This window comes from Bacillus salipaludis (assembly GCF_030938565.1).
Taxonomy (GTDB): Bacteria; Bacillota; Bacilli; order Bacillales; family Cytobacillaceae; genus Neobacillus; species Neobacillus salipaludis_A.
Window position 1 is genome coordinate 2,809,500 of the sequence record NZ_JAVGVR010000001.1, and the last position, 24,928, is coordinate 2,834,427.

Annotated in this window: 26 protein-coding genes and 2 pseudogenes; 21 read left to right on the plus strand and 7 right to left on the minus strand. The window is 39.6% G+C overall.

The window, feature by feature from the left end; translation table 11 throughout:
- Nucleotides 1-764 precede the first annotated feature (764 nt).
- A pseudogene (locus RCG21_RS33520) lies at nucleotides 765-1,235 on the plus strand (transposase); the annotation flags it as partial.
- A gap of 373 nt (nucleotides 1,236-1,608) precedes the next feature.
- Here RCG21_RS33520 and RCG21_RS13875 read toward each other — a convergent pair.
- Nucleotides 1,609-2,961, minus strand: coding sequence for an APC family permease (locus tag RCG21_RS13875; RefSeq protein ID WP_133333479.1), 1,353 nt, complete (start codon nucleotides 2,959-2,961; stop codon nucleotides 1,609-1,611).
- A 451-nt stretch (nucleotides 2,962-3,412) separates the two neighbouring features.
- On the opposite strand from RCG21_RS13875, the pseudogene RCG21_RS13880 reads away from it, so the two are divergent.
- The 15 genes and pseudogenes from RCG21_RS13880 to RCG21_RS13950 all read left to right on the plus strand — a co-directional run bounded on the left by RCG21_RS13880 (nucleotide 3,413) and on the right by RCG21_RS13950 (nucleotide 15,909).
- A pseudogene (locus tag RCG21_RS13880) lies at nucleotides 3,413-3,765 on the plus strand (DUF3147 family protein).
- Between the two features lie 18 nt (nucleotides 3,766-3,783).
- Nucleotides 3,784-4,185, plus strand: coding sequence for a DUF3147 family protein (locus tag RCG21_RS13885; protein WP_133333478.1), 402 nt, complete (start codon nucleotides 3,784-3,786; stop codon nucleotides 4,183-4,185).
- A 164-nt stretch (nucleotides 4,186-4,349) separates the two neighbouring features.
- Nucleotides 4,350-5,528: an acyl-CoA dehydrogenase family protein gene (locus RCG21_RS13890; RefSeq protein ID WP_133333477.1), complete on the plus strand. Its 1,179-nt coding sequence runs from the start codon at nucleotides 4,350-4,352 to the stop codon at nucleotides 5,526-5,528.
- 80 nt (nucleotides 5,529-5,608) lie between these two features.
- A complete protein-coding gene (gene fabG / locus RCG21_RS13895) occupies nucleotides 5,609-6,373 on the plus strand; it encodes a 3-oxoacyl-ACP reductase FabG (RefSeq protein ID WP_133333476.1) in 765 nt (254 codons plus the stop codon).
- Between the two features lie 20 nt (nucleotides 6,374-6,393).
- Nucleotides 6,394-6,843, plus strand: coding sequence for a MaoC family dehydratase N-terminal domain-containing protein (locus RCG21_RS13900; RefSeq protein ID WP_133333475.1), 450 nt, complete (start codon nucleotides 6,394-6,396; stop codon nucleotides 6,841-6,843).
- Complete coding sequence (locus tag RCG21_RS13905) at nucleotides 6,840-7,241, plus strand: MaoC/PaaZ C-terminal domain-containing protein (RefSeq protein ID WP_133333474.1); 402 nt, start codon at nucleotides 6,840-6,842, stop codon at nucleotides 7,239-7,241. The genes RCG21_RS13900 and RCG21_RS13905 overlap by 4 nt, the downstream gene beginning before the upstream one ends.
- A gap of 126 nt (nucleotides 7,242-7,367) precedes the next feature.
- Nucleotides 7,368-9,044 carry a long-chain fatty acid--CoA ligase gene (locus RCG21_RS13910; protein WP_133333473.1) on the plus strand — a complete coding sequence of 559 codons (1,677 nt, stop codon included), beginning with the start codon at nucleotides 7,368-7,370 and terminating at the stop codon, nucleotides 9,042-9,044.
- A gap of 122 nt (nucleotides 9,045-9,166) precedes the next feature.
- Nucleotides 9,167-10,117 carry an MBL fold metallo-hydrolase gene (locus RCG21_RS13915; protein ID WP_133333472.1) on the plus strand — a complete coding sequence of 317 codons (951 nt, stop codon included), beginning with the start codon at nucleotides 9,167-9,169 and terminating at the stop codon, nucleotides 10,115-10,117.
- Nucleotides 10,118-10,190: 73 nt separating this feature from the next.
- Complete coding sequence (locus RCG21_RS13920) at nucleotides 10,191-11,711, plus strand: long-chain-fatty-acid--CoA ligase (protein ID WP_133333471.1); 1,521 nt, start codon at nucleotides 10,191-10,193, stop codon at nucleotides 11,709-11,711.
- A 27-nt stretch (nucleotides 11,712-11,738) separates the two neighbouring features.
- On the plus strand, nucleotides 11,739-12,632 hold the full coding sequence (locus RCG21_RS13925) for a R2-like ligand-binding oxidase (RefSeq protein ID WP_133333470.1): 894 nt from the start codon (nucleotides 11,739-11,741) through the stop codon (nucleotides 12,630-12,632).
- A gap of 36 nt (nucleotides 12,633-12,668) precedes the next feature.
- Entirely contained in the window at nucleotides 12,669-13,877 is a 1,209-nt protein-coding gene (locus RCG21_RS13930; RefSeq protein WP_133333469.1) for an iron-containing alcohol dehydrogenase, read from the plus strand.
- Nucleotides 13,878-14,070: 193 nt separating this feature from the next.
- Nucleotides 14,071-14,193 (plus strand): hypothetical protein, encoded by a 123-nt coding sequence (locus RCG21_RS13935; RefSeq protein ID WP_308913283.1) that lies wholly within the window; start codon nucleotides 14,071-14,073, stop codon nucleotides 14,191-14,193.
- Nucleotides 14,194-14,278: 85 nt separating this feature from the next.
- Nucleotides 14,279-14,401 carry a hypothetical protein gene (locus RCG21_RS13940; RefSeq protein ID WP_308913284.1) on the plus strand — a complete coding sequence of 41 codons (123 nt, stop codon included), beginning with the start codon at nucleotides 14,279-14,281 and terminating at the stop codon, nucleotides 14,399-14,401.
- A gap of 85 nt (nucleotides 14,402-14,486) precedes the next feature.
- Entirely contained in the window at nucleotides 14,487-14,609 is a 123-nt protein-coding gene (locus tag RCG21_RS13945; RefSeq protein ID WP_268884035.1) for a hypothetical protein, read from the plus strand.
- Between the two features lie 361 nt (nucleotides 14,610-14,970).
- Nucleotides 14,971-15,909: a manganese-dependent inorganic pyrophosphatase gene (locus RCG21_RS13950; protein WP_133333468.1), complete on the plus strand. Its 939-nt coding sequence runs from the start codon at nucleotides 14,971-14,973 to the stop codon at nucleotides 15,907-15,909.
- A 45-nt stretch (nucleotides 15,910-15,954) separates the two neighbouring features.
- Here RCG21_RS13950 and RCG21_RS13955 read toward each other — a convergent pair whose 3' ends face one another.
- Entirely contained in the window at nucleotides 15,955-16,410 is a 456-nt protein-coding gene (locus RCG21_RS13955) for a hypothetical protein (protein ID WP_133333467.1), read from the minus strand.
- A gap of 163 nt (nucleotides 16,411-16,573) precedes the next feature.
- Between RCG21_RS13955 and RCG21_RS13960 the strand changes: the two genes are divergently transcribed.
- A complete protein-coding gene (locus tag RCG21_RS13960; protein ID WP_133333466.1) occupies nucleotides 16,574-17,071 on the plus strand; it encodes a GNAT family N-acetyltransferase in 498 nt (165 codons plus the stop codon).
- Between the two features lie 41 nt (nucleotides 17,072-17,112).
- Here RCG21_RS13960 and menC read toward each other — a convergent pair whose 3' ends face one another.
- The 3 genes from menC to RCG21_RS13975 all read right to left on the minus strand — a co-directional run bounded on the left by menC (nucleotide 17,113) and on the right by RCG21_RS13975 (nucleotide 20,817).
- Complete coding sequence (gene menC / locus RCG21_RS13965) at nucleotides 17,113-18,222, minus strand: o-succinylbenzoate synthase (protein WP_133333465.1); 1,110 nt, start codon at nucleotides 18,220-18,222, stop codon at nucleotides 17,113-17,115.
- 85 nt (nucleotides 18,223-18,307) lie between these two features.
- Nucleotides 18,308-19,795 carry an amino acid permease gene (locus RCG21_RS13970; protein WP_372512654.1) on the minus strand — a complete coding sequence of 496 codons (1,488 nt, stop codon included), beginning with the start codon at nucleotides 19,793-19,795 and terminating at the stop codon, nucleotides 18,308-18,310.
- A gap of 176 nt (nucleotides 19,796-19,971) precedes the next feature.
- Entirely contained in the window at nucleotides 19,972-20,817 is an 846-nt protein-coding gene (locus tag RCG21_RS13975; RefSeq protein WP_133333464.1) for a MurR/RpiR family transcriptional regulator, read from the minus strand.
- A 215-nt stretch (nucleotides 20,818-21,032) separates the two neighbouring features.
- Between RCG21_RS13975 and RCG21_RS13980 the strand changes: the two genes are divergently transcribed.
- Entirely contained in the window at nucleotides 21,033-21,623 is a 591-nt protein-coding gene (locus tag RCG21_RS13980) for a DNA-3-methyladenine glycosylase I (protein WP_133333463.1), read from the plus strand.
- A gap of 18 nt (nucleotides 21,624-21,641) precedes the next feature.
- On the opposite strand, the gene RCG21_RS33765 is transcribed toward RCG21_RS13980, so the two are convergent.
- Entirely contained in the window at nucleotides 21,642-21,803 is a 162-nt protein-coding gene (locus tag RCG21_RS33765; protein ID WP_504928506.1) for a YuzK family famiily protein, read from the minus strand.
- Between the two features lie 296 nt (nucleotides 21,804-22,099).
- Here RCG21_RS33765 and RCG21_RS13985 point away from each other — a divergent pair, with 296 nt between their 5' ends.
- Complete coding sequence (locus tag RCG21_RS13985; RefSeq protein ID WP_133333461.1) at nucleotides 22,100-22,567, plus strand: CBS domain-containing protein; 468 nt, start codon at nucleotides 22,100-22,102, stop codon at nucleotides 22,565-22,567.
- A 54-nt stretch (nucleotides 22,568-22,621) separates the two neighbouring features.
- Here the strand turns inward: RCG21_RS13985 and RCG21_RS13990 are convergent, their stop codons facing one another.
- Nucleotides 22,622-22,783, minus strand: a complete 162-nt coding sequence (locus RCG21_RS13990) for a hypothetical protein (protein WP_165976193.1) — start codon at nucleotides 22,781-22,783, stop codon at nucleotides 22,622-22,624.
- 380 nt (nucleotides 22,784-23,163) lie between these two features.
- Here RCG21_RS13990 and RCG21_RS13995 point away from each other — a divergent pair, with 380 nt between their 5' ends.
- Both RCG21_RS13995 and RCG21_RS14000 read left to right on the plus strand, forming a co-directional pair.
- Nucleotides 23,164-23,829: a TetR/AcrR family transcriptional regulator gene (locus tag RCG21_RS13995; protein WP_133333460.1), complete on the plus strand. Its 666-nt coding sequence runs from the start codon at nucleotides 23,164-23,166 to the stop codon at nucleotides 23,827-23,829.
- 18 nt (nucleotides 23,830-23,847) lie between these two features.
- The gene (locus tag RCG21_RS14000; RefSeq protein ID WP_133333459.1) at nucleotides 23,848-24,597 is read left to right on the plus strand and encodes a GTP pyrophosphokinase; all 750 of its coding nucleotides are present in this window, start codon (nucleotides 23,848-23,850) and stop codon (nucleotides 24,595-24,597) included.
- The last annotated feature ends 331 nt before the right edge of the window (nucleotides 24,598-24,928 follow it).

A 24,928-nucleotide genomic window follows, 5' to 3' on the forward strand; every position in this document is an offset into this window, starting at 1 on the left:
TTTTTCAAAATGAAAGCCGTTTCATTTTAAAATTATCCTTCAAAAGCTTTTAAAGTTTAAAAGCCTTCGTTAATCAACCAATCTATTAATCCTCCTTCTATATTAATATAAAATGTAACTGTTTAAAATATTTGCAATTTTCGTGCCAACCATAAAATCATGCAAATTTGGAGTGAAAAGGCCAGGAACTTTCTCCAAAATTCGACTTTTCTCCATCTAGCCAGATTAGGTATACCTGTTATTCTTTATGAAGTTTTGCATAATTTACGCATTCTTGCATAATCCTGACATGAAAAAAAGAGGACATCAAACCTGTCCCTCTCAAGTTGTCGAAAAACTTTCGATTTATGTTTTATTTCCTTTACTCCTTCAATAATTCACCGCATTAATTGTTATAACATTATTAATATTTATGCTTTTCAACAGGCCCGTTGATTTCCGCTCCAGGCGCTTCGCTTTCCGCGGGCGTGCCGGGGAGCCTCCTCGTCGCTTCGCTCCTGCGGGGTCTCCCCTGCCCCGTACTCCCGCAGGAGTCTTCGCGCCTTCCGCTCCAATCAACTTTTTGTTATTCAATAAAGACTTTCCTTTAAACTATTAAAAAAGTAAGCGGTGAAATTAATGTTTTAGTTAAAAGAATCTAGCTAAAGTGAAAATGAATTTATGTCCATTGATATCTAGTTTTGGACGGTCACCTTCTACATTTAATTGAAAAAAATAAAGATGTTTCATTTCTTTTAGATTCCACACCTTTCGAGATTAGTTAGAATCGTAGATATAGTTTTACAGAAATTGATATTTTTCTGGATAGTTTTGATGAATAGTTCTCTTAGCAATGAATCACAAATGGTGGGGGGCGAGTTCAATTTACGGACTCTACTCATTTAAAGGCAACGCCAATAACATATGTTTGTAAAAGAAGAAGTGGAAATAGTGACTTGCGAATATTTTGAGGAATTAAATAAGCATAGAAGATGATAGAATCAAGTCTGATAATAACCGTTAAAGGAAAGGGAGGAAGTTAAAAAACTAAAGAAGTTAGGGTTAGTAAAACAGACCCTGAATATGATTTATGTCCCCTGATATTAAGCAGGAAATGTTTCGTTACCTTGAACACCGGACTTTAGACAGGAAGTTTAATATTATTACGGATGTATATGTTACCCTTGGAAATAGAAGCTTTAGCCCTAGATTTAGGTTTTCATACAAACCCTATTTATAAAGGGCTGTCTGATCGAATGTAAGTGAACAGGCTCACATAACTGCAGCCTGCCTAAATTATAAAAAGATTGTCACACAAATTTAACCAGGTTAGAAAATGTGTGTTGCAATTTATTAGGTCATTTCTCCCTGTTGATTGGAGCGGAGGGTGCGAAGACTCCTGCGGGAGTACGGGGCAGGGGAGACCCCGCAGGAGCAAAGCGACGAGGAGGCTCCCCGGCACGCCCGCGGAAAGCGAAGCACCCGGAGCGGAAATCAACAGGGCAGGTAGCAGGTGCTAATATTTAATGAAAAAGCGGTAGTTTGGAGTCAGACAAAAAAATGTCGAGAAAAATACCCTTTCTCGACAATCAGAGAGGGACCGTATTAAACCTGTCCCTCTCTAACTATTTATAGAGTTGTGGTACGTTCTGCTTCATCGAAATCAAAATCAGTAATTTTAACTTTAAAGAATTTTGTTTGGAATAAAAGATAAATAAACCCTATGACTACCCAGACAATTCCTCCGATTAGAGCATCAGCCTGCAGGTTATACCATAAAATTCCCGTTAATCCAGCTCCTAAAAGCGGCATGACAATGTAGGCGAAAATATCTTTTCCTGTTTTATATCTCTTTTGGCGGAATACGAAATGGGCGATTACAGATAAATTGACAAAGGTAAAGGCAATTAACGCCCCAAAATTTATAAATGAAGAAATCAACTCTAGACTTGGAGCAATCGCAAGCAGTGAAACAACACCAACAAGAATGACATTAAAGGCAGGAGTCCTGAATTTCGGGTGTACGTAGCCAAAAAGCTTTTTAGGTAAGACACCATTTCGTCCCATAACATATAGAAGACGGGACACACTTGCATGTGAAGCAAGTCCCGATGCAACGGTTGCGGCAAAAGCACCTGCAAGGAAAATAAGTTTAAATAATGTCCCCCCGACATATAAGCCAATTTCAGGAAGGGTATCATCTGTTACTTTGAAGTTCGATACGTCTGGGAATAACGCTTGTGCAAAATATCCACAGACGAAAAAGATCGCTCCGCCGATAAACACGGTCAGCATAATCGCCCGCGGCAGTGTTTTCTGATCTTTGGCTTCTTCCGCATACATGGTGACTGCATCAAAACCAATGAATGAAAAACAAACAACTGTTGCACCTGTTAAAATATGTCCAAGGTGGATATTGGAATGGAAAAGTGGTTCTGCTGTGAAAATGGTTCCTTGACCCATACCTTGTGAAAGCTTAATAAACGCGAGGACAATAAAGGCCCCAATTAATACAACTTCAAACACAACTAGTATGGAATTCAAGCTTGAAGTTTTCCCCATACTCCATACGTTAATAGCCGTAACGATAGCAACATACACAACAACCCAAATCCACGCAGGAACGTTCGGAAATACGGAAACCATATAAATACGTATGATAAGTGCATTAACCATTGGAAGAAGGATATAATCCAGCAATGCTGCCCAGCCGACTAAAAATCCAAGGTGGGGACTCATGGTTTCTTTTGTATACGTATAGGCTGAACCTGCACTCGGAAAAACCTTTACCATCTTTCCGTAACTAATCGCTGTAAAGAGCATGACTACCAGTGCTGTTAGATAGGCAAGAGGTACAACTCCATTGGTCTCTTGCGACACAATTCCAAAAGTATCAAATACAATCGTAGGTGTCATATACCCTAACCCGAGGCCAACAATTGCCCAGAGTCCAAGTGATCGTTTAAGGCTTACATTCTCCAATACTATCAACTCTCCTTATAAAACACTTTACTTTTTAAAAAACATGTAAACGATTTCATTTCAGCCTAAACAATAGGATGCTTTAAAATTTAAAGTATCCTTTGAAAGCCATATTTCAATCATACCCCCAATCTTTGTCAAAGTAATAATTAACTATTTTAAATAGTTGCAATTTTCGTACCAAATTTAATAAAAAGAATTCAATTGTAAAAAAGTTTATTTATACATGTTTTGTTAGGAATTAATAAATAAATTAATTTTGTAATTTTATTTAACCATGCATAATTTATCTAGAAATGCATAAAAAGACAAGAATTTAATATGTAAACGCTTCGAAAACCGTAATAAAAAGTTCACAGGAGTTGGAAAGAAAATGAGGTAAACTATCAATGTAAAGAAATTCGTGAATAAATGCACAAACTATTAAACATCAGAAAGAGGCGAATAAATCATGCATCTTTCATTAAGTGCCCTGTTGATTCGATTCATATTAGGAGGTTCTGCTGTTCTTGCTTGTACACTTGTAGCTAAGAAACTAGGGGAAAAAGCCGGAGGGATTTTTGCCGCTTCCCAGCTGTCTATCTTGCTGCACTTTTGACTATTGCGCTTGATTTTCGCGGCGGTGAGCTAGTGGCACATTCTATCCTTATTTCTAAGGGAGCATTTTGGGGAATGGCTATTAATATCCTGGTTGCGATCCTTGCTGGATATCTGCTTCCAAAGGTCGGCTGGAAGCGAGGCATTATTCATTCAATGGCTTGCTGGTTTGTTGTCTCAATGGTAGTAGTTGTGATTATATCATAATAGAAATAGGTGATTACTGTGAATAAACAGGACTTATTTTTTCGATTTTTATTAGGCGGGTTGGCTGTTTCATTAAGCTATCTGATTACAATTATTTCTCCGTGGAAAATTCTAGCTGGTATCTTTGCTACATTTCCCGGTGTGATGCTGACGGCCGTCATTATGGTCGGTATCGCTGCTGGAACGAGGAAAGCAACGAATATTGCGAAGGGTTCAGTTTATGGAATGATGGGAGGAATTGTCTGTGTAACTACGGTCCTCCTTGTATTAGAAGGTACAAATAATTGGGGTTTAAGTATTGCCTCCGGTATCCTTGCCTGGCTGGCAAGCTCCATCGCAATTTCAACTATTCGTGAAAAGGCATTTAGTAAAAAAGTAATTCATAGTCATAACCCATTAATCCTTTGGCATAGAAAATAGCCAAAGGATTTTTTAATAAACTTTGCGCAATAAGACTTGTGTTATCTGAAAGTTCAGAATAAAATATAGTTAACATACTAACCAGTAGGTATGTTTTCGGAATGAATTGCATATTATTTGTGGAATATAGGGGAGATTCTAAGAATTAGAATGGAGTGAATGGTATGCATTTGCGACTTACCGATGAACAAAAAATGGTGCAAAAGACAATTAGAAGATTCGTAGAAAAAGAGTTAATTCCACTTGAAAATGATGTGCTGAGAAACGAAAGAGAGGGAAGCCCAAGCCTACCGCCTGGTAAGCTAAAGGAACTGCAATTAAAGGCGAAGGAAGCAGGCTTTTGGGGCATCAATACTCCAGAGGAATATGGCGGTGCCAACCTTGGCCAAATGATGATGGCTATAGTGTTAATGGAAGTTTCTAAAACCTTTGTGCCATTCCAATTTGGCGGTTCAGCTGATAATATCCTTTATTATGGAAATGAAGAACAAAAGAAGAACTATTTAATTCCCACGATTAATGGTGACAAGAAATCCTGTTTTGCGATGACCGAGCCAGGTGCTGGATCTGATACTAGAAATATTAAAATGACTGCTGTGAAAGACGGCAATGAATGGGTGCTAAATGGCGAAAAGACCTTTATCACCGGCGGAAACGAAGCGGATTTTGTCATGGCGATTGCGATTACCAATAAAGAGCTCCATCAAAAAACACAGGGCCGAGAAGGGGTTACCTGTTTTATTGTCGATAGAGAAATGGGTTGGAAATCTGAATATATACATACAATGGGAGAATGGGGACCAGCCGGGTTAGTTTTTGAAAATGTCCGTGTACCGGAAAAAAATATCCTTGGTGAGCTTCATAAAGGGTACAATATAGGGCTTGAATGGATTGGGTTTGCCAGATGGATTGTGGGGGCAAGAGCAGTTGGAGCAGCAGAGCGCCTATTGCAGATGGCCATCGATTATTCAAAAGAGCGGATCACTTTTGGCAAGCCAATTGCCGAAAGACAGGCGATTCAGTGGCAAATTGCAGACTCTGCGGTTGAAATTGAAGCAGCCAGATGGTTAGTGTTAAATGCCGCGTTCACCCTTGATGCAGGGGAAGATAACCGTCACTTAGCTTCAATAGCAAAATTATATGGTTCCAATATGGGTAACCGCGTTGTAGATCGAGTTTTACAAATTCATGGTGGCATGGGCTATACAAAGGAATTGCCAATTGAACGCTGGTACAGGGAAGCCAGGCTTTGGAGAATTTATGATGGTACAGATGAAATTCAGCGAATGATTATTGCTCGAAACCTGATCAAGGGGCATGTGAAAATAGGCCAATCTATTTGATAGGTAAGAATTGTAAGCGTTCTCCTATTCATAGTATGATTACTAGAGAAGTAGATAGGTTTTATTGGGAGGAATAAATAATGACTGGAAGATTTGACGGTAAAGTAGCATTTGTCACAGGCGGAAGCCGTGGTATTGGAAAAGGTATTGTTGAGCTTTTTGCAGAAGAAGGAGCAAAGGTTGCCTTTATTGATTTAAATGAAGAAGCATTACATGAAACAACAAGTGCATTAAGAGAAAAAGGCTATGAGGTCTATTCGAAGGTTGCAAATGTGGTCGAAGCTGAGCAAGTGGAAACAGCTATTAAAGAGGTATTTGAAACATTTGGTTCAGTCGATATCCTTGTCAACAACGCGGGTGTGATCCGTGATAACATGTTGTTTAAAATGACGGATTCTGATTGGCAGATGGTGATGGATGTTCACTTAAAGGGCTCTTTTAATGCAACTCGTGCCGTGCAAAAATACATGGTGGAAAAGAACTATGGCCGGATTATAAACATTTCCTCTACTTCTGCGCTTGGAAACCGCGGCCAAGCCAATTATGCAGCAGCGAAAGCAGGCTTACAGGGGTTCACCAAGACATTAGCAATTGAACTTGGCAAGTATGGAATTACCGCAAATTCGGTAGCACCAGGTTTTATTGAAACGGAAATGACCATGGCAACTGCAGAAAGAATCGGCATTCCATTCGAGACTTTGGTTGAAGCTAGCGTTTCTCAAATTCCTGTTGGCAGAAGCGGGAAGCCAGCTGATATCGCAAATGCAGTTGCTTTCTTTGCTGATGAAAAGTCATCGTTTATCAACGGGCAGGTTATTTATGTTGCAGGCGGACCGAAATGCTAATCATGTGAGGTGGGCTGGAATTGTTTAAAGATCAAATTGGCAAGCAATCAACAAAAATAAAAAATGTCGTTGAAAGAGGGGCCGTCAAGAAATTTGCTGAAGCAATTGGCGACTTGCAGCCGATTTATTTTAATGAAGAGATTGGAAAACAATCAAGATATAAAAGCAATATTGCACCGCCCACGTTTCCAAGGGTTTTCGATTATGGGGAAATTGATGGCTTTCATCTTCCTGTCAAGGGCTTGATTCATGGGGAACAAACCTTTCACTATGTTCGCCCATTGATGGTAGGGGAAGAAATTTTCTGCTATTCCATCATAAAAAGCTATGTGGAGAAAAATGGCGGCTTTGGGAAGATGGGTTTTCTTGTCCTTGAAAGCTTTGGGGAGGATGTTTCCGGAAATACCATTTTTAGCTCTACCTCGACAATTGTCATTTCTGAAGCAGTGAGGAAGGTGTTAGCACCATGAATACATTGTCACAGTTACAGGTTGGAGAATCGTTGAAAGAGGTTCAACTTGAGCCCGTATCTAGGCTCGACTTAATCAAATATGCAGGAGCATCTGGTGATTATAACCCCATCCACACGATTGATGAAGAAGCAATTAAAGCCGGGCTGCCGGGGATTATTGCGCATGGGATGTGGACAATGGGGAACCTCGCAAAGCTGTTTACGTCCTATTTTGAAGAAGGATTTATTCAAGATTATTCCATCCGTTTTAAAGGAATGGTCTTTTTAAACGATGTCGTCACTCTTAAAGCAAGATTACTAGAGAAACAGGACCTAACTCTTCGTTTTAAAGTAGAAGCAGTGAACCAGGATCATAAAGGAGTGTTAAAAGGGGAAGTCGTGTATCGACTATATTAAATAATTAAATTTGGAAAAGGTATCGCCAATTGAACACTAAGTTTCCTATAATTGGCGACCTTATTTTTTATGCAAAAATGACAGCGTTTACATACATTTATTCTATTCGTTGAGGAGAGTTGATCAATGCTAACCCTTCATTACAATTATTGGCCTCAAATCCCAAAATCTTTGAAACTTCCATCCACTTCACTTTATCACAACCTCAAGGTTAGTGCTGAACGCTATCCAGATCAAGAAGCAATCTATTATTATGGCAAGAATCTCACCTATCAACAACTAAACGAGGAAGTCAATAGCCTTGCTGGGTACTTGCAACACAAACTTGGTGTCGCTGCAGGTGAAAAAGTAATGCTTTTTATGCAGAACTCACCGCAATTTGTTATTGGATACTATGCAATTTTAAGGGCAAACGCTGTGGTCGTCCCCATTAATCCAATGTTAACAGTGGATGAATTGGACTTCTATATACGTGATTGTGAAATCAATACGGCATTAATTGGGCAGGAATTATACGAGCAGGTCCGTCCCTTACATGGACAAACAACCCTTAATAATCTGGTTATTGCTGCTTACTCCGATTACGCTTCAGATGAGTTTGCCGGTATCCTTCCAAAAGAGGTAGAGACACCAAGAGTGGTTTTTAATCTTCCAAACCATTTCCTTTGGAGGGAAGCGATTGAATCCAAGCTCATTCCTCTTGAACATACGGCCAAAGGTGATGATCTAGCAGTTCTTCCCTATACTTCTGGAACAACCGGTCTGCCGAAAGGATGTATGCATACCAATTGTACGGTGAATGCAAACACGATCGGAGCATATTATTGGTCCCGTACGACAACGAATTCTGTCCATTTAACAACTTTGCCACTTTTCCATGTAACAGGAATGGTTCACAGCATGCATATGCCGATTTTTGCAGGCGGAACGATGGTGATTATGACAAGATGGAATCGTGAGGCGGCAGTAGAGTTAATCAAAACGAAGGCTTGCACCCATTGGGTAGCAATTGCGACGATGATTGTGGATTTCCTGGCGAATCCGAAATTAAAGGCAGAGGATCTTGCTAATTTAACTTCCATTTCCGGAGGCGGGGCCGCATTGCCGGAGGCGGTTGGCGAAAAATTGTTTAACCTTACCGGGTTGAGGTTTGTCGAAGGCTATGGTTTATCTGAGACGATTGCACAAACCCATTTTAACCCAGCAGACCGCCCAAAAATGCAATGTCTAGGAATCCCATCCTTTGACGTTGATGCAAGGATTATCGAACCAGGTACCGGAAAAGAGCTGGGTGTGGGAGAAGTAGGAGAAATTGTTGTTAATGGTCCCCAGGTAATGGTTAGTTATTATAACCGTGACGAGGAAAACAGAGGCTCTTTTTTGGAAATGGAGGGTAAAACGTTTTTCAGAACGGGTGATATTGGCCGCTATGATGAAGAAGGCTATTTTTTTATCGTAGACCGGGTGAAAAGGATGATTAACGCATCCGGATATAAAGTTTGGCCGACAGAAGTAGAATCCTTCCTCTATAAACACCCGGCTATCCAGCAGGCATGTGTCGTCGGTGTACCAGATTCAAGGAGAGGGGAAACCGTCAAAGCATTTGTGATTTTAAACGAAAATTATGAAGGGAAAATAAGTGAGGAAGAAATTATTGAATGGTCCAAGATTTATATGGCTGCTTATAAATATCCGCGTGAAGTAGAATTTAGAAAGCAATTCCCGATGACGAGCAGCGGAAAAATTTTATGGCGCAAGCTTCAGGAAGAAGAACTCGACAAAGTAGAGAAGAAAGTTCAATAAAGGATTTTATTTTTTGAAAAAATTTCTTCATAATATTTGTTTCATCAAAATATAGATTTAAATGCAGCAGGCTTGCTTAAATTCTTTGATTAAAAAATTATTTAAGAAGGGAGTGGGCCGGATTGGTTAGAATTGTCCCTCTTGAACTTAAAACCCTTTTTGCCGAGGGGACGGTTAACTCCTTTTTGGTTATTGGAAAGTCTGTCACCTTAGTTGATACGGGGGATCCCGGTGTTAATTCTTTTCAACGTTTGAAATCTTTAGTGGAGAACGAGGGCATTACTTTTAGCGATTTGGATCATATTGTTTTAACGCATATCCATACGGACCATGCCGGCGGGATTCCACTTATTTTGAAAGAAGCTGATATTCCTATTTATGTTCATGAAAATGCACGGGGCCCATTTAATATGGGAATCAAACAATTCCAAGAAAATGAGGGATTTTACCGTACATTCATGGAAGAATGCGGGGCAGACTCTAAAAAAAATATCATCCAGCGAAGCTATAAAGAGGAAAATTGGAGGAATGTTTCTTACCTTAGAGAAGGGGATATTGTTCCATTAGGCGGAGTGGATTTTGAAGTTATATTTGTTCCGGGGCACAGTCAGTGCGACATTTTGCTTTGGAATCATGATACAGGCGATACAATCATAGGAGACCATTTATTAAAGGCTTTTTCCGTTAATGCCTTTATCGAACCCCCCATTAACAGTGGGGATAAGCGCCCGAAACCGCTATTACAATATCGTAATTCATTAGAGAAAATCAGTAAATTACCAATAAAAATGATTTATCCCGGTCATGGAGAACCTTTTGAAGATCATCTTTCAAAAATTGAACTAAGGTTGCTAGAACAAGAGAATCGCTGCAGGCAGATTATTAACTATCTCCAAGACGGAGATAAAACCATTTTTGAGATCTGTTTAAAAATGTACCCGCAGCTGCAAGAAAGAACAGTATTTTTAGGGCTATCACAAATCCAAGGGCACCTGGATTTGCTAGAGGAAAGAAACCAAGTAGTCTGGGAAAAGCGTGGATCCGTAATATACTACCATTTAAATAATTACTGACACAGAAGTGTGCAAACTCCACTTCTGTGTTCAGTGTTGTTCTTTTCAACTTTTTTAAGAAAGGATGGATGTTGTGGAGCTTAGGGAGCTGCTCGAAACAAATATATCTCAGTTCGGGGAATATCCTTTTTTGTATTTTAATGAAAAGCAATACACCAATGTAGAAACAAAGAATTTTGCGGATAGCTTTGCCGCGGGATTATTGAAAAAAGGCATCGCAAAAGGGGACCGGGTGATTGTCGTTATGCCCAATTGCCCAGAAGTTGTTTTTGCCTACCAAGGAATCTCGCGTGCAGGAGCAATTATTGTTCCCATCATGTTTACCCTTCATTCAAAAGAAATTCAATATATTGCCCACAATTCCGGTGTCAAGGCTGTGATTACCTCATCATCTGTTTTAGAAAAAGTAGAAAAAGCACTTAAAGATCTTCCTGTAAAACCCATCATTATAGCAACAGACCTGCCTTCAAATACGAATCTAGTAAACTTCTACGATGTAATGGACAATCTCAATCAAGATCATTTCGGACAAAACTCAAATGAAGAAGATACAGCCGTCATCCTCTATACATCCGGAACAACAGGCAATCCAAAAGGCGTTTTGCTAACCCATAAAAACTTATACTCCAATGCCTTGAATTCAGCTACACACAGTGGTACTAAACGCGGGACAACACTAGGTGTACTTCCGCTTGCTCATGTGTATGGTCTGACCGTTTCCAATGTCTGTTTTTTAACAGGCAGTTCGGTTGCTGTCTTTTCTCAATTCGATGTAAAAAAGGTCTTTAAAGCGATTGAACAATATAAAGTAAAAACCTTTTCAGCCGTTCCGGCTATGATTCATGCCATGGTGTCCTTTCCCGAAGCAAGAAGCTACGATACATCTAGTCTTGAATCGGTTGGCTCGGGTTCTGCTCCACTACCTGTCGCATTGCTAAATGCCTTTGCTGAAAAATTCTCTGCACCTGTTTATGAAGGTTACGGGTTATCGGAAGCTGCACCTGTGGTAACGGCTCATCGAAAGGGCGTTCCCATTAAACCAGGTTCGGTCGGGGTACCGATTCCAGGAGTGGAAGTTAAAATTGTCGATGACCTTGGAGTAGAGCTCCCAATTGGTGAGGTAGGCGAATTGATTGTCTGCGGCGATAATGTTACCCCAGGTTATTTTCAGAATCCCGAGGAAACGATGCAGGTATTAAAAGATAAATGGTTTTATACCGGTGATATGGCCCGGGTCGATGATGAAGGATACGTATATATAGTGGACCGAAAAAAGGATTTAATTATCCGTGGTGGCTTTAATATCTATCCGAGAGATGTGGAAGAAATTCTTAATGCTCATGTTGAGGTTTATGAAGCCGCAGTTGTAGGTGTGCCGGACGAGCGGATGGGGGAGGAAATGGTCGCCTGTGTAGTAAAAAAGCAGGGTTCAAGAGTATCTGAATATGAATTAATCCGCCATTGCCAACTACACTTAGCGAAAAATAAAACTCCTCGAAAAATTATCTTTCTTAAGTCATTGCCGCGTAATGGTGTTGGTAAAATTCTTAAAACACAACTACGAAAAGAAGCGATAGAAAATTTTATTCCTTAAATCTTCTAAACGAAGGGAGTTTGTTTGATGGAGAGTAGAAAAATGTTAACGACGAGCAGCAGGGGATTACTAGAGGATTCATTTCCTTTTCGCTTATACCAAAAGGCAAAAAGGCTCGGGACCTGGAATCCGGCAGATATAGATTTCACTCAGGACCAAAAAGACTGGAAAAACATGAATAGTGAGCAAAAAGAGGATATTTTACGTCTCATCTCCCAGTTTCAGGCAGGAGAGGAAGCGGTAACGCTTGACCTTTTACCGCTCATCATGGCGATTGCAAAAGAAGGCCGCCTTGAGGAAGAAATGTTTTTAACCACCTTTTTATATGAGGAAGCAAAGCATACAGAATTTTTCCGGCTGGTGTTGAATGCAATCGGTGAGAAAGGGGATCTTTCGCATTTTCACACGGAAACCTATAAAACTATTTTTTATGAAATCCTACCTACCACCATGGAACGCTTGGTCGATGACCAATCTCCGGAGTCAATTGCTGAAGCTTCTGTTGTCTACAATATGTTTGTTGAAGGAGTTCTGGCGGAAACTGGATATTTTTCCTTTTATAATGCACTTGAAACGGCAGGAATTATGCCCGGTCTTTTGGAAGGAGTAGGAAACTTAAAAAAGGATGAGTCGAGACATATAGGCTACGGTACCTTCCTTTTGCAGCGGTTAATTTGTGAACATCCACATCTCTTTCAATTTGTTGCTCATAAAATGGCTGAGTTAACTCCACTCGCAATTCGGTTAAATCAAGAAGGGATAGGAGGAAGGAAGGTTAGTTCTTTTGGTGGAGATCCCGAAGACATCATGAATTTTACAATGAAACAACTGTCGGTCCGGATGGAAATCCTTGCTAGAGCAAAAGGCAAGAAAATAGAAGAGATTTATAGATTTACGGAGAGTGAGCTTGGAGTTTTATAGATTTTAAAAAATATAATAAATAGGGGGCTTTTTGAAATGAAAACGACTTTATCACAGTTTATGCTCCGGACACGGATTTACAGCGGGTCCAATTCCCGGGCTCTTGTACCAGGCTTGTTGAACGGACTAGGTGCGAAAAGGGTTGTACTTTTTAGCGATAGAGGATTAGAAAAAGCGGGCGTGGTTGAAAAAGTTGCTGATATTTTTAAATTAACCGGACATGGAAGCGGTCCGGAGCTTGTTGGCACCTTCCTTGATATTGCTCAAGACGCAGAAAGTCACTGTATCAATAAAGCTGTGCAGTATACAAGAGAGGTTGGCGCAGATGCGTTATTAGCTGTCGGCGGTGGAAGCGTAATGGATACGGTAAAAGGGGTAAAATATGCGATGCATAAAGGGTTAGCGGATATTAAGGAAGCGATTCCCGGAGGGCTTTTGTATGAATCGTTTCCGAAGGCCGGCTTCATTCCCATTCCACATATTGCAATACCGACGACGGCAGGTACAGGTTCCGAGGTTTCACCGATTGCGGTTATTTTTAATGAAGACATTCAAATGAAGACCAATATTATCCATCCATTTATTAATGCAGACATGGCAATTTTGGATCCCGATTTAACGGTCGGGCTGCCAGCAGCTATTACTGCCTTTACCGGGTTTGATGCATTAACACATGCCATTGAGGCGCTTGTCTCACCAACTGCAACGGCCTTAACGGATGCACAGGCACTTCATGCGATTCGCTTAATTGAAAAAAATCTTCCTGTTGCTGTTGCAGATGGCGGGAATATTGAGGCAAGAATGAATTTACTTCATGCAAGCTTAATGGGAATTACCGCATTTAGTTTCGCTTTGAATGCAATTCCGGTCCATAATTTGGCACATGCTTACGGGGCACTGTTCAGAATTCCACATGGATTGGCCAACGCAGTGTTTTTACCGGTGGTGATGGAGTATATTCCACAGTTGTATTTACCAAAAGTGGCTGAGCTCGCAGAGGCATTACGAGTGGATGTGAAGGGGGATTCTGCAGAAGCGTCCTTGGCTAAGGTTGTCGAGAAAATTAGGGTGATGCAGCATAAGGTTGGTCTTCCGGCTGATTTTAAAGATTACCAGATTTCTGAAGAGGCTCTAAAGCAAACCATTCCCGCGGTGATGAAGGATCCAGCCGCTGCGAGCTTCCCAATGTCGAAAGAATTAATAGCCGCGATTGGACAGAAAGTGGTCCCGATAGGTGTGAAGTAGATTGATCTTGTGGAATGCACATGGCGTACTTTGATGCTGTGTGCATTTTTGTTATACAGCGATGAAGGCAAAAACTGGAGGAGTGAGCTATGGAAATGGTCTACATAAGGTCGATGAAGGCCAAAAGTGGAGGAGAGATCCATGGGAATGGTCTTAATAAGGTCGATGAAGGCCACAAGTGGAGGGGAGATCCATGGGAATGGTCTTAATAAGGTCGATGAAGGCCAAAAGCGGAGGAGAGAGTCATGGAAATGGTCTTCATAAGGTCGATGAAGGCCAAAAGCGGAGGAGAGAGTCATGGAAATGGTCTACATAAGGTCGATGAAGGCCAAAACTGGAGGGGAGATCCATGGGAATGGTCTTCATAAGGTCGATGAAGGCCAAAACTGGAGGAGAGAGTCATGGAAATGGTCTACATAAGGTCGATGAAGGCCAAAACTGGAGGGGAGATCCATGGGAATGGTCTTCATAAGGTCGATGAAGGCCAAAACTGGAGGAGAGAGCCATGGAAATGGTCTACATAAGGTCGATGAAGGCCAAAAGTGGAGGAGAGAGCCATGGAAATGGTCTACATAAGGTCGATGAAGGCCAAAACTGGAGGGGAGATCCATGGGAATGGTCTACATAAGGTCGATGAAGGCCAAAAGCGGAGGAGAGAGTCATGGAAATGGTCTACATAAGGTCGATGAAGACCAAAAGTGGAGGAGAGAGTCATGGAAATGGTCTACATAAGGTCGATGAAGGCCAAAAGTGGAGGTAGAGTCATGGAAATGGTCTACATAAGGTCGATGAAGGCCAAAAGTGGAGGAGAGAGCCATGGAAATGGTCTACATAAGGTCGATGAAGGCCACAAGTGGAGGTAGAGTCATGAAAATGGTCTACATAAGGTCGATGAAGCCCAAAACTGGAGGAGTGAACCATGAAAGAGGTCTACATAAGGTCGATGAAGACCGCCTAATGAAGAAACTCCATTAATCTTAGTAAAACAGTCAGATTTATTTTGTATCTTCCTTCAGAATATTATATAATTTTCGTTAGGGTCATCCCCCAAGGGGCTTGTCCGTATATTTTATTTAGTTAAGGAGTAATTCAGATGGAAAAAGTTTTGATTTTCGGGCACAAAAATCCCGACACAGACACAATTTGCTCAGCAATAGCATATGCAGACCTAAAGAAACAACTAGGACAGGATGTTGAACCAGTCCGCTTAGGTGAAATTAATGGCGAAACTCAATATGCTTTAAACTATTTCAACGCTGAAGCACCTCGCTTAGTAGAAACGGTTGCAAGTGAAGTAAATTCAGTCATCCTTGTTGACCACAACGAACGCCAGCAAAGTGCTAACGATATTACCGATGTTCGTGTACTAGAAGTAATTGACCATCACCGCATCGCTAACTTTGAAACAAGCGACCCATTATACTATCGCTGCGAACCAGTCGGATGTACCGCAACCATTTTAAACAAAATGTACAAAGAAAACGGCAAACAAATCAGCAAAGAAGTTGCAGGTCTTATGCTTTCTGCTATCATTTCTGACTCTCTATTATTCAAATCACCAACCTGCACAGAACAAGACGTTGCTGCAGCACGTGAATTGGCTGAAATCGCTGGCGTAGATGCCGATACGTATGGTTTAGAAATGTTAAAAGCCGGTGCCGATTTAAGCGACAAAACCACTGAACAACTTATTTCACTTGACGCAAAAGAATTCGAAATGGGTTCTAGCAAAGTAGAAATTGCACAAGTCAATGCAGTTGATACAGACGAAGTCCTTTCACGTAAAGAGGAATTAGAAGCAGCGATTTCAAAAATTGTTGCTGAAAAGAACTTAGATCTGTTCTTGTTTGTTGTTACAGATATACTAACAAACGATTCAGTTGGACTAGCGATCGGAAGCAAAGCAAGTGCGGTTGAAAAAGCTTATAATGTAACGCTTTCTGATAATACAGCTGTATTAAAGGGCGTTGTTTCCCGTAAAAAGCAAATCGTCCCTGTTTTAACAGATATTTTTAACAAAGGCGAATTTTAAGAAGAAAACCCATCATGTGAACATGATGGGTTTTTTATTGAATCTTCATTTACTCTCTTCCTTTTTATCATTTCTTAATAAGAATGTAAGCGGCTGTTCAGAGCCAGTCATTAATTTGTACACATAAGTTGAGGTGACCTTATAACCATCCTCAATTTTTGTCGCCAAGTAATTGGTTCTTTCAAACAGTATTGAACGAATATGGTTTATTTGGCGCAGTATTTTCTCTGTTAATGCTTCCTGGCGATCAAGTCGAGTCAATACTTGATTAAGCATATCCATCATCATCTGCTCATCATGTTCAATATCAGTACGTAAATTGACATTTTTTTCATCCATTGTTTTCATTACATGGTTGAACATTCTTTCCAATTCTTTTTTCTGTTCTTCTAAAAGATCAGCTAATGCATCATTTCGGGAAAATTGTTGATTGGGTTCCTGGATGGACTCAGTGTTTTTATAAAGCTCAGGGAACTTGTTATGATCAAAATATAAACCCATGATTATACCTCCTCCCCTCCAGTATTTTTTGTGTTATTCTATGCATTAAATTACAGAGTGGGACGATGGTTTTTCCATTCTTGCCGAAGGAGAAAGGAAACAGATAGCGAATTTATTAGAAATTGACAATAAATATAAAGTCAATTCACGAAGGAGGGTAATGATGGAAATCAGACAATTAAATTCTATGGATGCAGGGCAATATCAGAATCTGCGCTTAGAAGCGTTACAAAAAGATCCTGAAGCCTTTGCTTCAAGCTATGAGGAAGAAAAGGAATACTCCCTTGAAACCTATGCAGATCGATTGAAATCCGAAAATGTTTTTACTTATGGAGCATTTGATAATGACAAGCTGTGTGGGGTTGTAACACTCGTAAGGGAAACTAAGCGAAAAACAAGGCATAAAGCCACTATTTTTGCCATGTACGTTTCCCCTAAAATACGGAAAATGGGAGTAGGGAAACGATTAATGAAGGCAGCCATTGAAAAAGCAAAACAAATGGGCGGTGTTGAGCAAATTACTCTAACTGTTGTATCCACCAATGAATCTGCAAAAAAGCTTTATCATTTATACGGGTTTGAGACTTTTGGCCTTGAGAAACGATCGGAAAAAATTGATCAAACGTATTATGATGAGGAATATATGGTGTTGTTTTTATAATAGAAAAAGCCAGGATCAATCAAAATCCTGGCATTTTTCAATCAACGATATGTCTTACTATATAAAGTAAAGCTATCGATTTTTTCCATACTTGGCTTATAGCCCATTCCAGGACCGTCCGGAACCGTGATGGTACCACTTTCGGCGATAACCTCTGGTTCAATAATATCTTCTGCCCAGTAAAGTGCAGAACCTGCTGTGTCTCCAGGCAGTGTAAAGTTTGGCAGGGAAGTCAAAGCGATATTATGAGCCCTGCCAATTCCTGACTCAAGCATCCCGCCACACCATACTGGTACATTATGTGCCATACAATAATCATGGATTTTCTTTGCTTCGGTCAATCCTCCAACCCGGCCCACTTTGATATTGATAATTTTACAGCTTCCAAGCTTTAATGCCTTTTGTGTATCTGCTAATGAATGGATGCTCTCGTCCAGGCAAATCGGTGTTTTTAATTTTGCTTGAAGCTCCGCATGATCAATAATATCATTATAGGCTAAGGGCTGTTCAATCATCATTAAGTTATAGTCATCCAGTGCGGTTAACAGGTCCATATCGTTTAAAGTGTAGGCCGAATTTGCATCCGCCATTAGCGGGATATCTGGATATACCTTGCGAACCTTGTCAATTAATTCAACGTCCCAGCCTGGCTTAATTTTTAATTTGAAGCGTTTATAGCCTTCCAAGCGGCGCTGATCAATCACCTTTAGAGTATCTTCAATGGAGTCTTTAATGCCAATACTGACACCGACATCAATAGTTTTCTTCGTTCCGCCAAGAGCACTTGCAAGAGAAATGTTTTGTTCCCTGGCATATAAATCCCATGCAGCCATTTCCAAACTAGCCTTTGCCATGTAATTTCCGCGAATATGAGCAAAGAGTTTTTCAGAGATCTCATTGGGATGACTGAACTCACGATTTAATAAAAGCGGCATTAAAAAATCCTCAAGCATATGCCAATTCGTTTTTACTGTTTCCTCATTATAGTAGGGGGTAGGCATGGCGACATTTTCGGCCCACCCGGTTAGACCATCCTCGTTTTTCACTTCGACAAGAATAAAATCCCGATCTTTTTCTTCTCCGAAGCTGGTGACAAAAGGATAAAGTAAATCCATTTTTAAATGCCTTAAAGTGATTTCTTTTATTTTCATAGCTTTTTCATTCTCCTTTCCTTCATTATGCTTAGTATGTAAAAAAGGCTAACGCCTTGCAATAACAAGGCGTTAGGGGAAAAAATTATTCTCTACTGAAATCTGCCTCTTTTAGTGGAACCATTTTCGTTCTTTTTACTAATTTATAGCCTAAATAGCCGGCAATAAATAATGGCAATCCAATATAGGAAACAAGTATACCATACCAGTCGATTTTATCACCAATAAACGCACCATAATTGGTCCCAAGTGTAGCAACTAAGCAAAGGATTGTTGCTAAAATTGGTCCTAATGGGAACCATTTTGCTACATATGGAAGATCCTTCATATCTTTTCCTTGTGCTTTATACGCTTTTCTGAAGCGCATGTGGGTAATTGAAATACCTAACCAAGACAGGTAACCGGCTAAACCTGCAGCATTTAATAGCCAATTATACACTGTACCATCTCCGAAAAGGGAGGTTAAGAAGCAAAGCATTCCTATAAGTGTAGTAGCGTAAAGGGCGTTAACTGGTACACCGCCCTTATTTACTTTTTTCAAGAATGCTGGCGCTTTACCTTCTTCAGCCAATGTCCAAAGGACACGGGAACCTACGTATAAGGATGAGTTACCTGCTGATAAAACGGATGTAAGGATGACAGCGTTCATTGCAGCAGCAGCAAACGCTAACCCCGCATGTTTAAATACAAGAGTAAAAGGACTGACAGCAATATTTTCTAAGTCGCCGCCTAATAAGTTTGGATCCTTATAGCTAATTAAACAGCCGATAACGAAAATTGCTAAAACGTAGAATAAAAGAATGCGCCAGAAAATTTGTTTAATAGCTCTTGGCATATCTTTCTCAGGGTTTTCACTTTCTCCGGCTGCAACCCCGACCATTTCTGTTCCTTGAAAGGCAAAACCTACGACCATAAATACACTGAAAATGGATAAGAGCCCGCCGTGGAATGGTGCATCACCTTTCGTAAGGTTTTCAAATCCACCGGTAGAACCTTTCATAATTCCAAAAATCATTAATAAACCAACAACAATGAAAAGAATAATCGTTACAACTTTGATAATAGAGAACCAGAATTCTGATTCACCGTAACCTTTAACTGATAAAACATTTAAGCCGAAAATGATAACTAGGAAGCTCGCACTCCAAACAATACCTGGTACATTAGGAAGCCAGTATTTCATAATTAAAGCGGATGCGGATAATTCCAGTGCAAGAATAATTGCGTTATTATACCAATAATTCCAACCAACCGCGAAACCTAAAGCTGGGTCAACAAATCTAGCAGTATACGTACTAAAAGAACCGGAAATAGGAATAAATGCAGCCATTTCGGCAAGGCTGGCCATAAGGAAATATACCATGATTCCTGCAATTAGATAGGCAGCAATTGCTCCCCCCGGGCCAGCATCATGAATGGTCGCGCCGCTTGCTAAAAACAAACCGGTCCCAATTGTTCCACCCATGGCAATCATCGTTAAATGTCTGGTTTTCAGTTTTCTTTCCAAATGTTCATGTTGAACAGCTTGTCCCATTTGTTCTGATGTCTGAAACTTCTTTGCAGTATTTGACATAAAACACCTCTTTTATTTTATTAAATTTTTATACCGGAAACGCAAGGATACGTCCTGGTTAAAATTTTTTTACGATTAATGAAAAGTTCACCTTTAGATGCTAATTGATTTATGTAGTTTATATTGAAAGACAATTTTTGGAATCGCTTTCAATTTTCAACCACTTTCTTTAAGATTTATTCTTTAAAAACATGAAAGCTTGAATAAAGCATTTCTAGTTTTTGCTGGTGGGAATGGATTCGTTTTTGATCTTTTTGCTGGATTCCTTCTATAATCAGGTCAAGTAAACTAATGACGGATGCAATCGAATTCACTCCAGTATCGGCATTCTCTTCTGTCGTAACGACTATATCTGAAATCCGCCCAATGGGTGAGAGGAGGCGGTCCGTAACCGCGATTATCTGAATACCGTGGTTTGCAGCACACTCCGCTATTTTAATCGTTTCATTTGAATAGCGCGGGAATGAAAAAACGACAACGGCCGAATTTTCTGTAAGATTACAAAATTGCTCGACAAAATTTCCATTAGGAGAACAAAGGTTGACGTTTTCCCTTAAGGTACTAAGCCTATAGGAAAACCAGTAGGCTGCAGCGTGGGAAAGACAATATCCTGCAATTAATACTTGATCTGCCTTGATAAGGGTATCTACTGCATTCCAAATCTCATTAATATTCGTTGGATTAAGCATATGTCTTAAAATATGGACTTCATTTTCAATTACCTTTCTAAAGGGATCATTGATTTCTTCTTGTTGATTGCTTTCCAAAGGCTCCACTTGATGTTGTTGAAGCAGTTGATTTTGTATCGTTGTCTGCATGTCACTAAATCCTTCAAAACCTAGTGCAAAAGAAAGTCTAATCACAGTGGTTTCGCTGACACCAGTTTTTTTTCCAATTTGATACGCTGTTTTGAAGGCAAACTCATCAAGATGTTCAATTAGATAATTGGCCACCTTTTTTTGGCCCGCTGATAAAAGGGAGAATTTCTCTTTGACCAAAAGTTTAATCGGAAGTTGTTTCATCTCATCCTCCTTCCTCACTTTAGCAGATTAGAGAATTAGTAAGGTAGTAATTCAGTGAATTAAATCCTTCATTTTTTTAATTCTGCTGCATGAAATCCTTTAATACTTAATAAACTATCATATCTTTGCTAAAAATAGAAGAATTATTTTTAGTTTTCGGACTTTTTTAATAAAAATCTAATTTATGGTATTTTAAAAAGAGGAGGTGGAAATAAATGAATCGATGCGGCTGGGTAAATCAGGATCCATTATATATCGATTATCATGACCACGAATGGGGCGTGCCGGTTTATGATGATCGCCAGCTATTTGAGTATTTGAATCTTGAAGGAGCACAGGCAGGGTTAAGCTGGTATACGATTTTAAAGAAACGAGCCAATTACCGGAAGGCATTCGACAACTTTGAGGCAGAAAAAATTGTTGACTATAATGATCGAAAAATTGATGAGCTGCTAAACAATGAAGGTATCGTCAGAAATAAATTAAAAATCCGCGCAGTTATAACGAATGCGAAAGCATTTTTAAATGTGGTGGAGGAATTTGGCTCGTTCAGTGCCTATATCTGGTCATTTGTCGATGGGAAGCCGATTCAAAATCACTTTAAGGACTTATCAGAAGTACCTGCCACTACCGAAATTAGTGATCGACTTAGTAAAGATTTAAAAAAGCGTGGCTTTAAATTTGTCGGCTCAACAATTTGTTATGCTTTTATGCAGGCTGTGGGAATGGTCAATGACCATGTAATGAAATGTGATTGTTATAAGAAGATTACGCATGAAACACAAAAGGGAACGGGTGAAATTTAACCGGTTCCCTTTTTCTATTTAGGTAGCGTAGGCATACAGTTTATTCGTGATTTCTGCAAGCAATCTCTTACTTTCTCGATAATTCTGTTCTCGTTGCTTTTCAACTCTAATTCTCACTGAATGCTTTTGACTATAGACTTGATAGCCAACTCCATGAGCCTTGTGCATGGCTTTTTCCATTTCACTCGTGTAATTCAATTCTAATGGATTGATAAAAATTCCCCTCCGTTAGGTTTTTTATTGAACAAATACATCTTACCATCAATGGATTTGTATTCACAAAGCGGATATACCAGTGTATGCCTCCATATCGAGCGCTTAGTAAGAGTGTCAGGAGGTCACCTCGTCAATCCTTAAAATAATGGCAGTTTCCTTCCAATATGGGCATGTTTTAGCAATAAAATCATTAAAAGTTCCAAATAATAGGTGTTGCATAGCTGTTTATTAATAAATACAACAGAAAGTGGTGCTGCGTTATGAAAGTAAAGGACTTTATGATAACAAGTGTGATTGCCGCCAGTCCCGACGCCACAATTAAAGATGTAATGAAAATAATGGTTGAAAGAAAAATCGGCGGTGTGCCCATCATGGATAAGGAAGGGAAATTGCAGGGGATTGTTACGGATGGGGATATTTTGAGGGCGATTCAACCGGTTGACCGCCGAATTAATGACTATTTTTCTTTTATCAGTTATCATTGGGAACAGAATTTAGAGAGCAAGATTAAAGAGATGGCGAATCTGAAAATCATAAAAATCGCCAAAACCCATGGTTTGGTAACAGTTTCACCTGAGGATGATGTGAAACAGGTGGTACAACTTTTAGCGAAACACCATTTTAAAAAGCTGCCGGTGATTGATCAATACAGTCATGTGCTGGGTGTCATTAGCAGGGGGGATATGATTCGCTGCGTTCAAAACACGGTATTTGATAAGATGAGTTAAAAATAAGCCCATCACTTCAGTGGGAAGTGATGGGCTTAAAAAATAATTGTTTATTTAATTCATTGATTTGTCCAGCAGGAAATCTCCTTTTGGTAAGGTAATAATCTTTCCACCAATTTGCACATGAATGGTATCGTTAAAGATGGCCTTCACGATTCCTTTTAAGGAAATGGTTGAATTAATGTCAATTTTTTTCGGTTCAGAATTGGCTGCCAAATTATTCACACCTTCCAAGGTAGTATGGTGATATTATATAGGATGAAGACCACAAAACACTAGACAGAAGTATTGGGATTTTATGATTATTCACATCATATGAAAATCTTTCCGGCAGGTGCCTAGATATTTCAATCCTACAGTAATTTTCTTTAATAATTCGGTGAAAAAATCAAAAATCCTGTTCACTCCAGAAATTTTTAAAAAATTATGTTCATGTTATATCCAATCTCATTTAGTCAAGGGGTGCCAACTAAGAAGTGGATATAACATGAACTATGGTTCATAGTATTACATGGTTTAAGAAAACTGTCAATGGAAATATGAACAGAGGTTCACCTTTTTGTAATTTATGATATGATTAGATCTGAGGTGATAAAATGTCAGACCGTGAAGACCAGTTGGTTGGTGATTTTCCACTTGTTCCAAAACAAGAGCGTGCTCAGCAAAAAAGGAATGCTCTGCTAGAAAGTGGGCATGCGTTGTTTATTTCAAAGGGCTATGAACAAACAACCGCAAAGGAAATTGCCGCCAAAGCAGGGGTTGCTACAGGGACCTTTTATCGGTATTTTTTAGATAAACGTCAATTATTAATGGCGCTATTAGAAGATAAAATTGAAAAACTGATGCCTCCTGAACCAAGCTGGGTAATCGGGAATCCTGAAACAAGGTTAGCTGAACTGTTTGAAGTGCATGGGAATAGATTGCAGCGGCTTGGATTACATCGTGTATTACCTGAATTAATATTAAAGGATCCGGAGCTTTCAAAGGTTATAGCTTCTGCAAAATTGAAAATTCACAGCAGAATCTATGCAGGATTGCAAAAAGCTAGTGAGAAGGGTCTAACCTGGAATGACTTAGATTTAAACACACTTACTTGGTCGATCATGCTGCTTGCTGAGAATACAACCGGTAAAGTGTTGGAATCAGGGGATACCGAGGAATATCAAAAAACTGCTAAAATAATCTGTAGAATGGTTTTCCCTCCTGAGGTATTGAAAAAATTACAAACTGACGAAAATTACGAAGAAAATTTAGAGAATTGAGAGAGAGGGAGTTTTCGGTTGGAAATTGAACAATTCCTTAATATAAAAGAGATTAAAGAATTAAAGGTTGAATTAACACGTTTTATGATGGCCTATAAGTTTGCCTTGGATGAAATGAATACAAAAATAAGTATTCTTCAGGATGAATTTAATTTTATACATGACTATAACCCGATCGAGCATGTGAAGTCGCGGTTAAAATCGCCGGAAAGTATTTTAAAAAAGGTTTACCGCAAAGATTTTGATTTTACGTTAGCCAGCATCAAGGAAAATATTAAGGATATTGCGGGAATAAGAATTACCTGTTCCTTTCGCTCTGATATTTATGAAATAAGTAAAATGATTGCAAACCAAAAGGATGTTAGAGTTGTTGAATATAAAGATTACATTCAAAATCCCAAACCAAATGGCTATCAAAGCTTGCATCTTATTTTGGAAGTACCAATCTTTATGTCTGACCGGGAGGAATTAGTCTATGTCGAAGTCCAAATCCGAACGATCGCAATGGATTTTTGGGCAAGTTTAGAGCATAAAATTTATTACAAGTATAATGAGGAAGTTCCTCAGAAAATGATTGTAGAGTTAAAGGAAGCTGCAACCATGGCTACTCATTTAGATCAAAAAATGGAACGACTTCACAAAGAAATATCGGTCATCAAAGAGGAGAATAAAAGAAAAGAAGAGACAAGTATTTTTAATCTTGTTGGTCATCAATTCTCTATTCCCATGTTAGAGACATTAATGGAAAAGGTCGGGGACCGAAAGTAAAAGCACTTTTTTTAAAAGGTGCTTTTTTTATCGCTCTTTAAGGCGAATTTACCCAAATATAAATGGAAAATATTTTATTTTTTTGTTTGACATTTTACTATAGGGGGGTATAGTATATTTTGTAAGGCTTTGTTAAATGACAATGTTGATTTTGAACAACGTTGATTGGAGCGGAAGGCACGAAGACTTCTCGAAAATGCTAACGCATTTTCTTCATGCGTGGGCTGATTCAAGGAAGCAATTCAGTGTCCTGTGGGATTACGGGACAGGGGAGACCCCGCAGGAGCGAAGCGACGAGGAGGCTCCCCGAACCGGCCACGAACCGCTTGTG

Bases quoted from the DNA above. Each gene is read 5' to 3' on its own strand.
- RCG21_RS13945 (WP_268884035.1), top strand. From the start codon at position 14,487: ATGGGAATGGTCTACATAAGGTCGATGAAGGCCAAAAGCGGAGGAGAG.
- RCG21_RS13985 (WP_133333461.1), top strand. From the start codon at position 22,100: ATGAAAGTAAAGGACTTTATGATAACAAGTGTGATTGCCGCCAGTCCC.
- RCG21_RS13975 (WP_133333464.1), bottom strand. From the start codon at position 20,817: ATGAAACAACTTCCGATTAAACTTTTGGTCAAAGAGAAATTCTCCCTT.
- RCG21_RS13905 (WP_133333474.1), top strand. From the start codon at position 6,840: ATGAATACATTGTCACAGTTACAGGTTGGAGAATCGTTGAAAGAGGTT.
- RCG21_RS13940 (WP_308913284.1), top strand. From the start codon at position 14,279: ATGGAAATGGTCTACATAAGGTCGATGAAGGCCAAAACTGGAGGGGAG.
- RCG21_RS13930 (WP_133333469.1), top strand. From the start codon at position 12,669: ATGAAAACGACTTTATCACAGTTTATGCTCCGGACACGGATTTACAGC.
- menC (WP_133333465.1), bottom strand. From the start codon at position 18,222: ATGAAAATAAAAGAAATCACTTTAAGGCATTTAAAAATGGATTTACTT.
- RCG21_RS13950 (WP_133333468.1), top strand. From the start codon at position 14,971: ATGGAAAAAGTTTTGATTTTCGGGCACAAAAATCCCGACACAGACACA.
- RCG21_RS13995 (WP_133333460.1), top strand. From the start codon at position 23,164: ATGTCAGACCGTGAAGACCAGTTGGTTGGTGATTTTCCACTTGTTCCA.
- RCG21_RS13935 (WP_308913283.1), top strand. From the start codon at position 14,071: ATGGGAATGGTCTTAATAAGGTCGATGAAGGCCAAAAGCGGAGGAGAG.
- RCG21_RS13925 (WP_133333470.1), top strand. From the start codon at position 11,739: ATGGAGAGTAGAAAAATGTTAACGACGAGCAGCAGGGGATTACTAGAG.
- RCG21_RS33765 (WP_504928506.1), bottom strand. From the start codon at position 21,803: ATGGAAAAAGCCATGCACAAGGCTCATGGAGTTGGCTATCAAGTCTAT.
- RCG21_RS13980 (WP_133333463.1), top strand. From the start codon at position 21,033: ATGAATCGATGCGGCTGGGTAAATCAGGATCCATTATATATCGATTAT.
- RCG21_RS13955 (WP_133333467.1), bottom strand. From the start codon at position 16,410: ATGGGTTTATATTTTGATCATAACAAGTTCCCTGAGCTTTATAAAAAC.
- fabG (WP_133333476.1), top strand. From the start codon at position 5,609: ATGACTGGAAGATTTGACGGTAAAGTAGCATTTGTCACAGGCGGAAGC.
- RCG21_RS13960 (WP_133333466.1), top strand. From the start codon at position 16,574: ATGGAAATCAGACAATTAAATTCTATGGATGCAGGGCAATATCAGAAT.
- RCG21_RS13890 (WP_133333477.1), top strand. From the start codon at position 4,350: ATGCATTTGCGACTTACCGATGAACAAAAAATGGTGCAAAAGACAATT.
- RCG21_RS13970 (WP_372512654.1), bottom strand. From the start codon at position 19,795: ATGTCAAATACTGCAAAGAAGTTTCAGACATCAGAACAAATGGGACAA.
- RCG21_RS13910 (WP_133333473.1), top strand. From the start codon at position 7,368: ATGCTAACCCTTCATTACAATTATTGGCCTCAAATCCCAAAATCTTTG.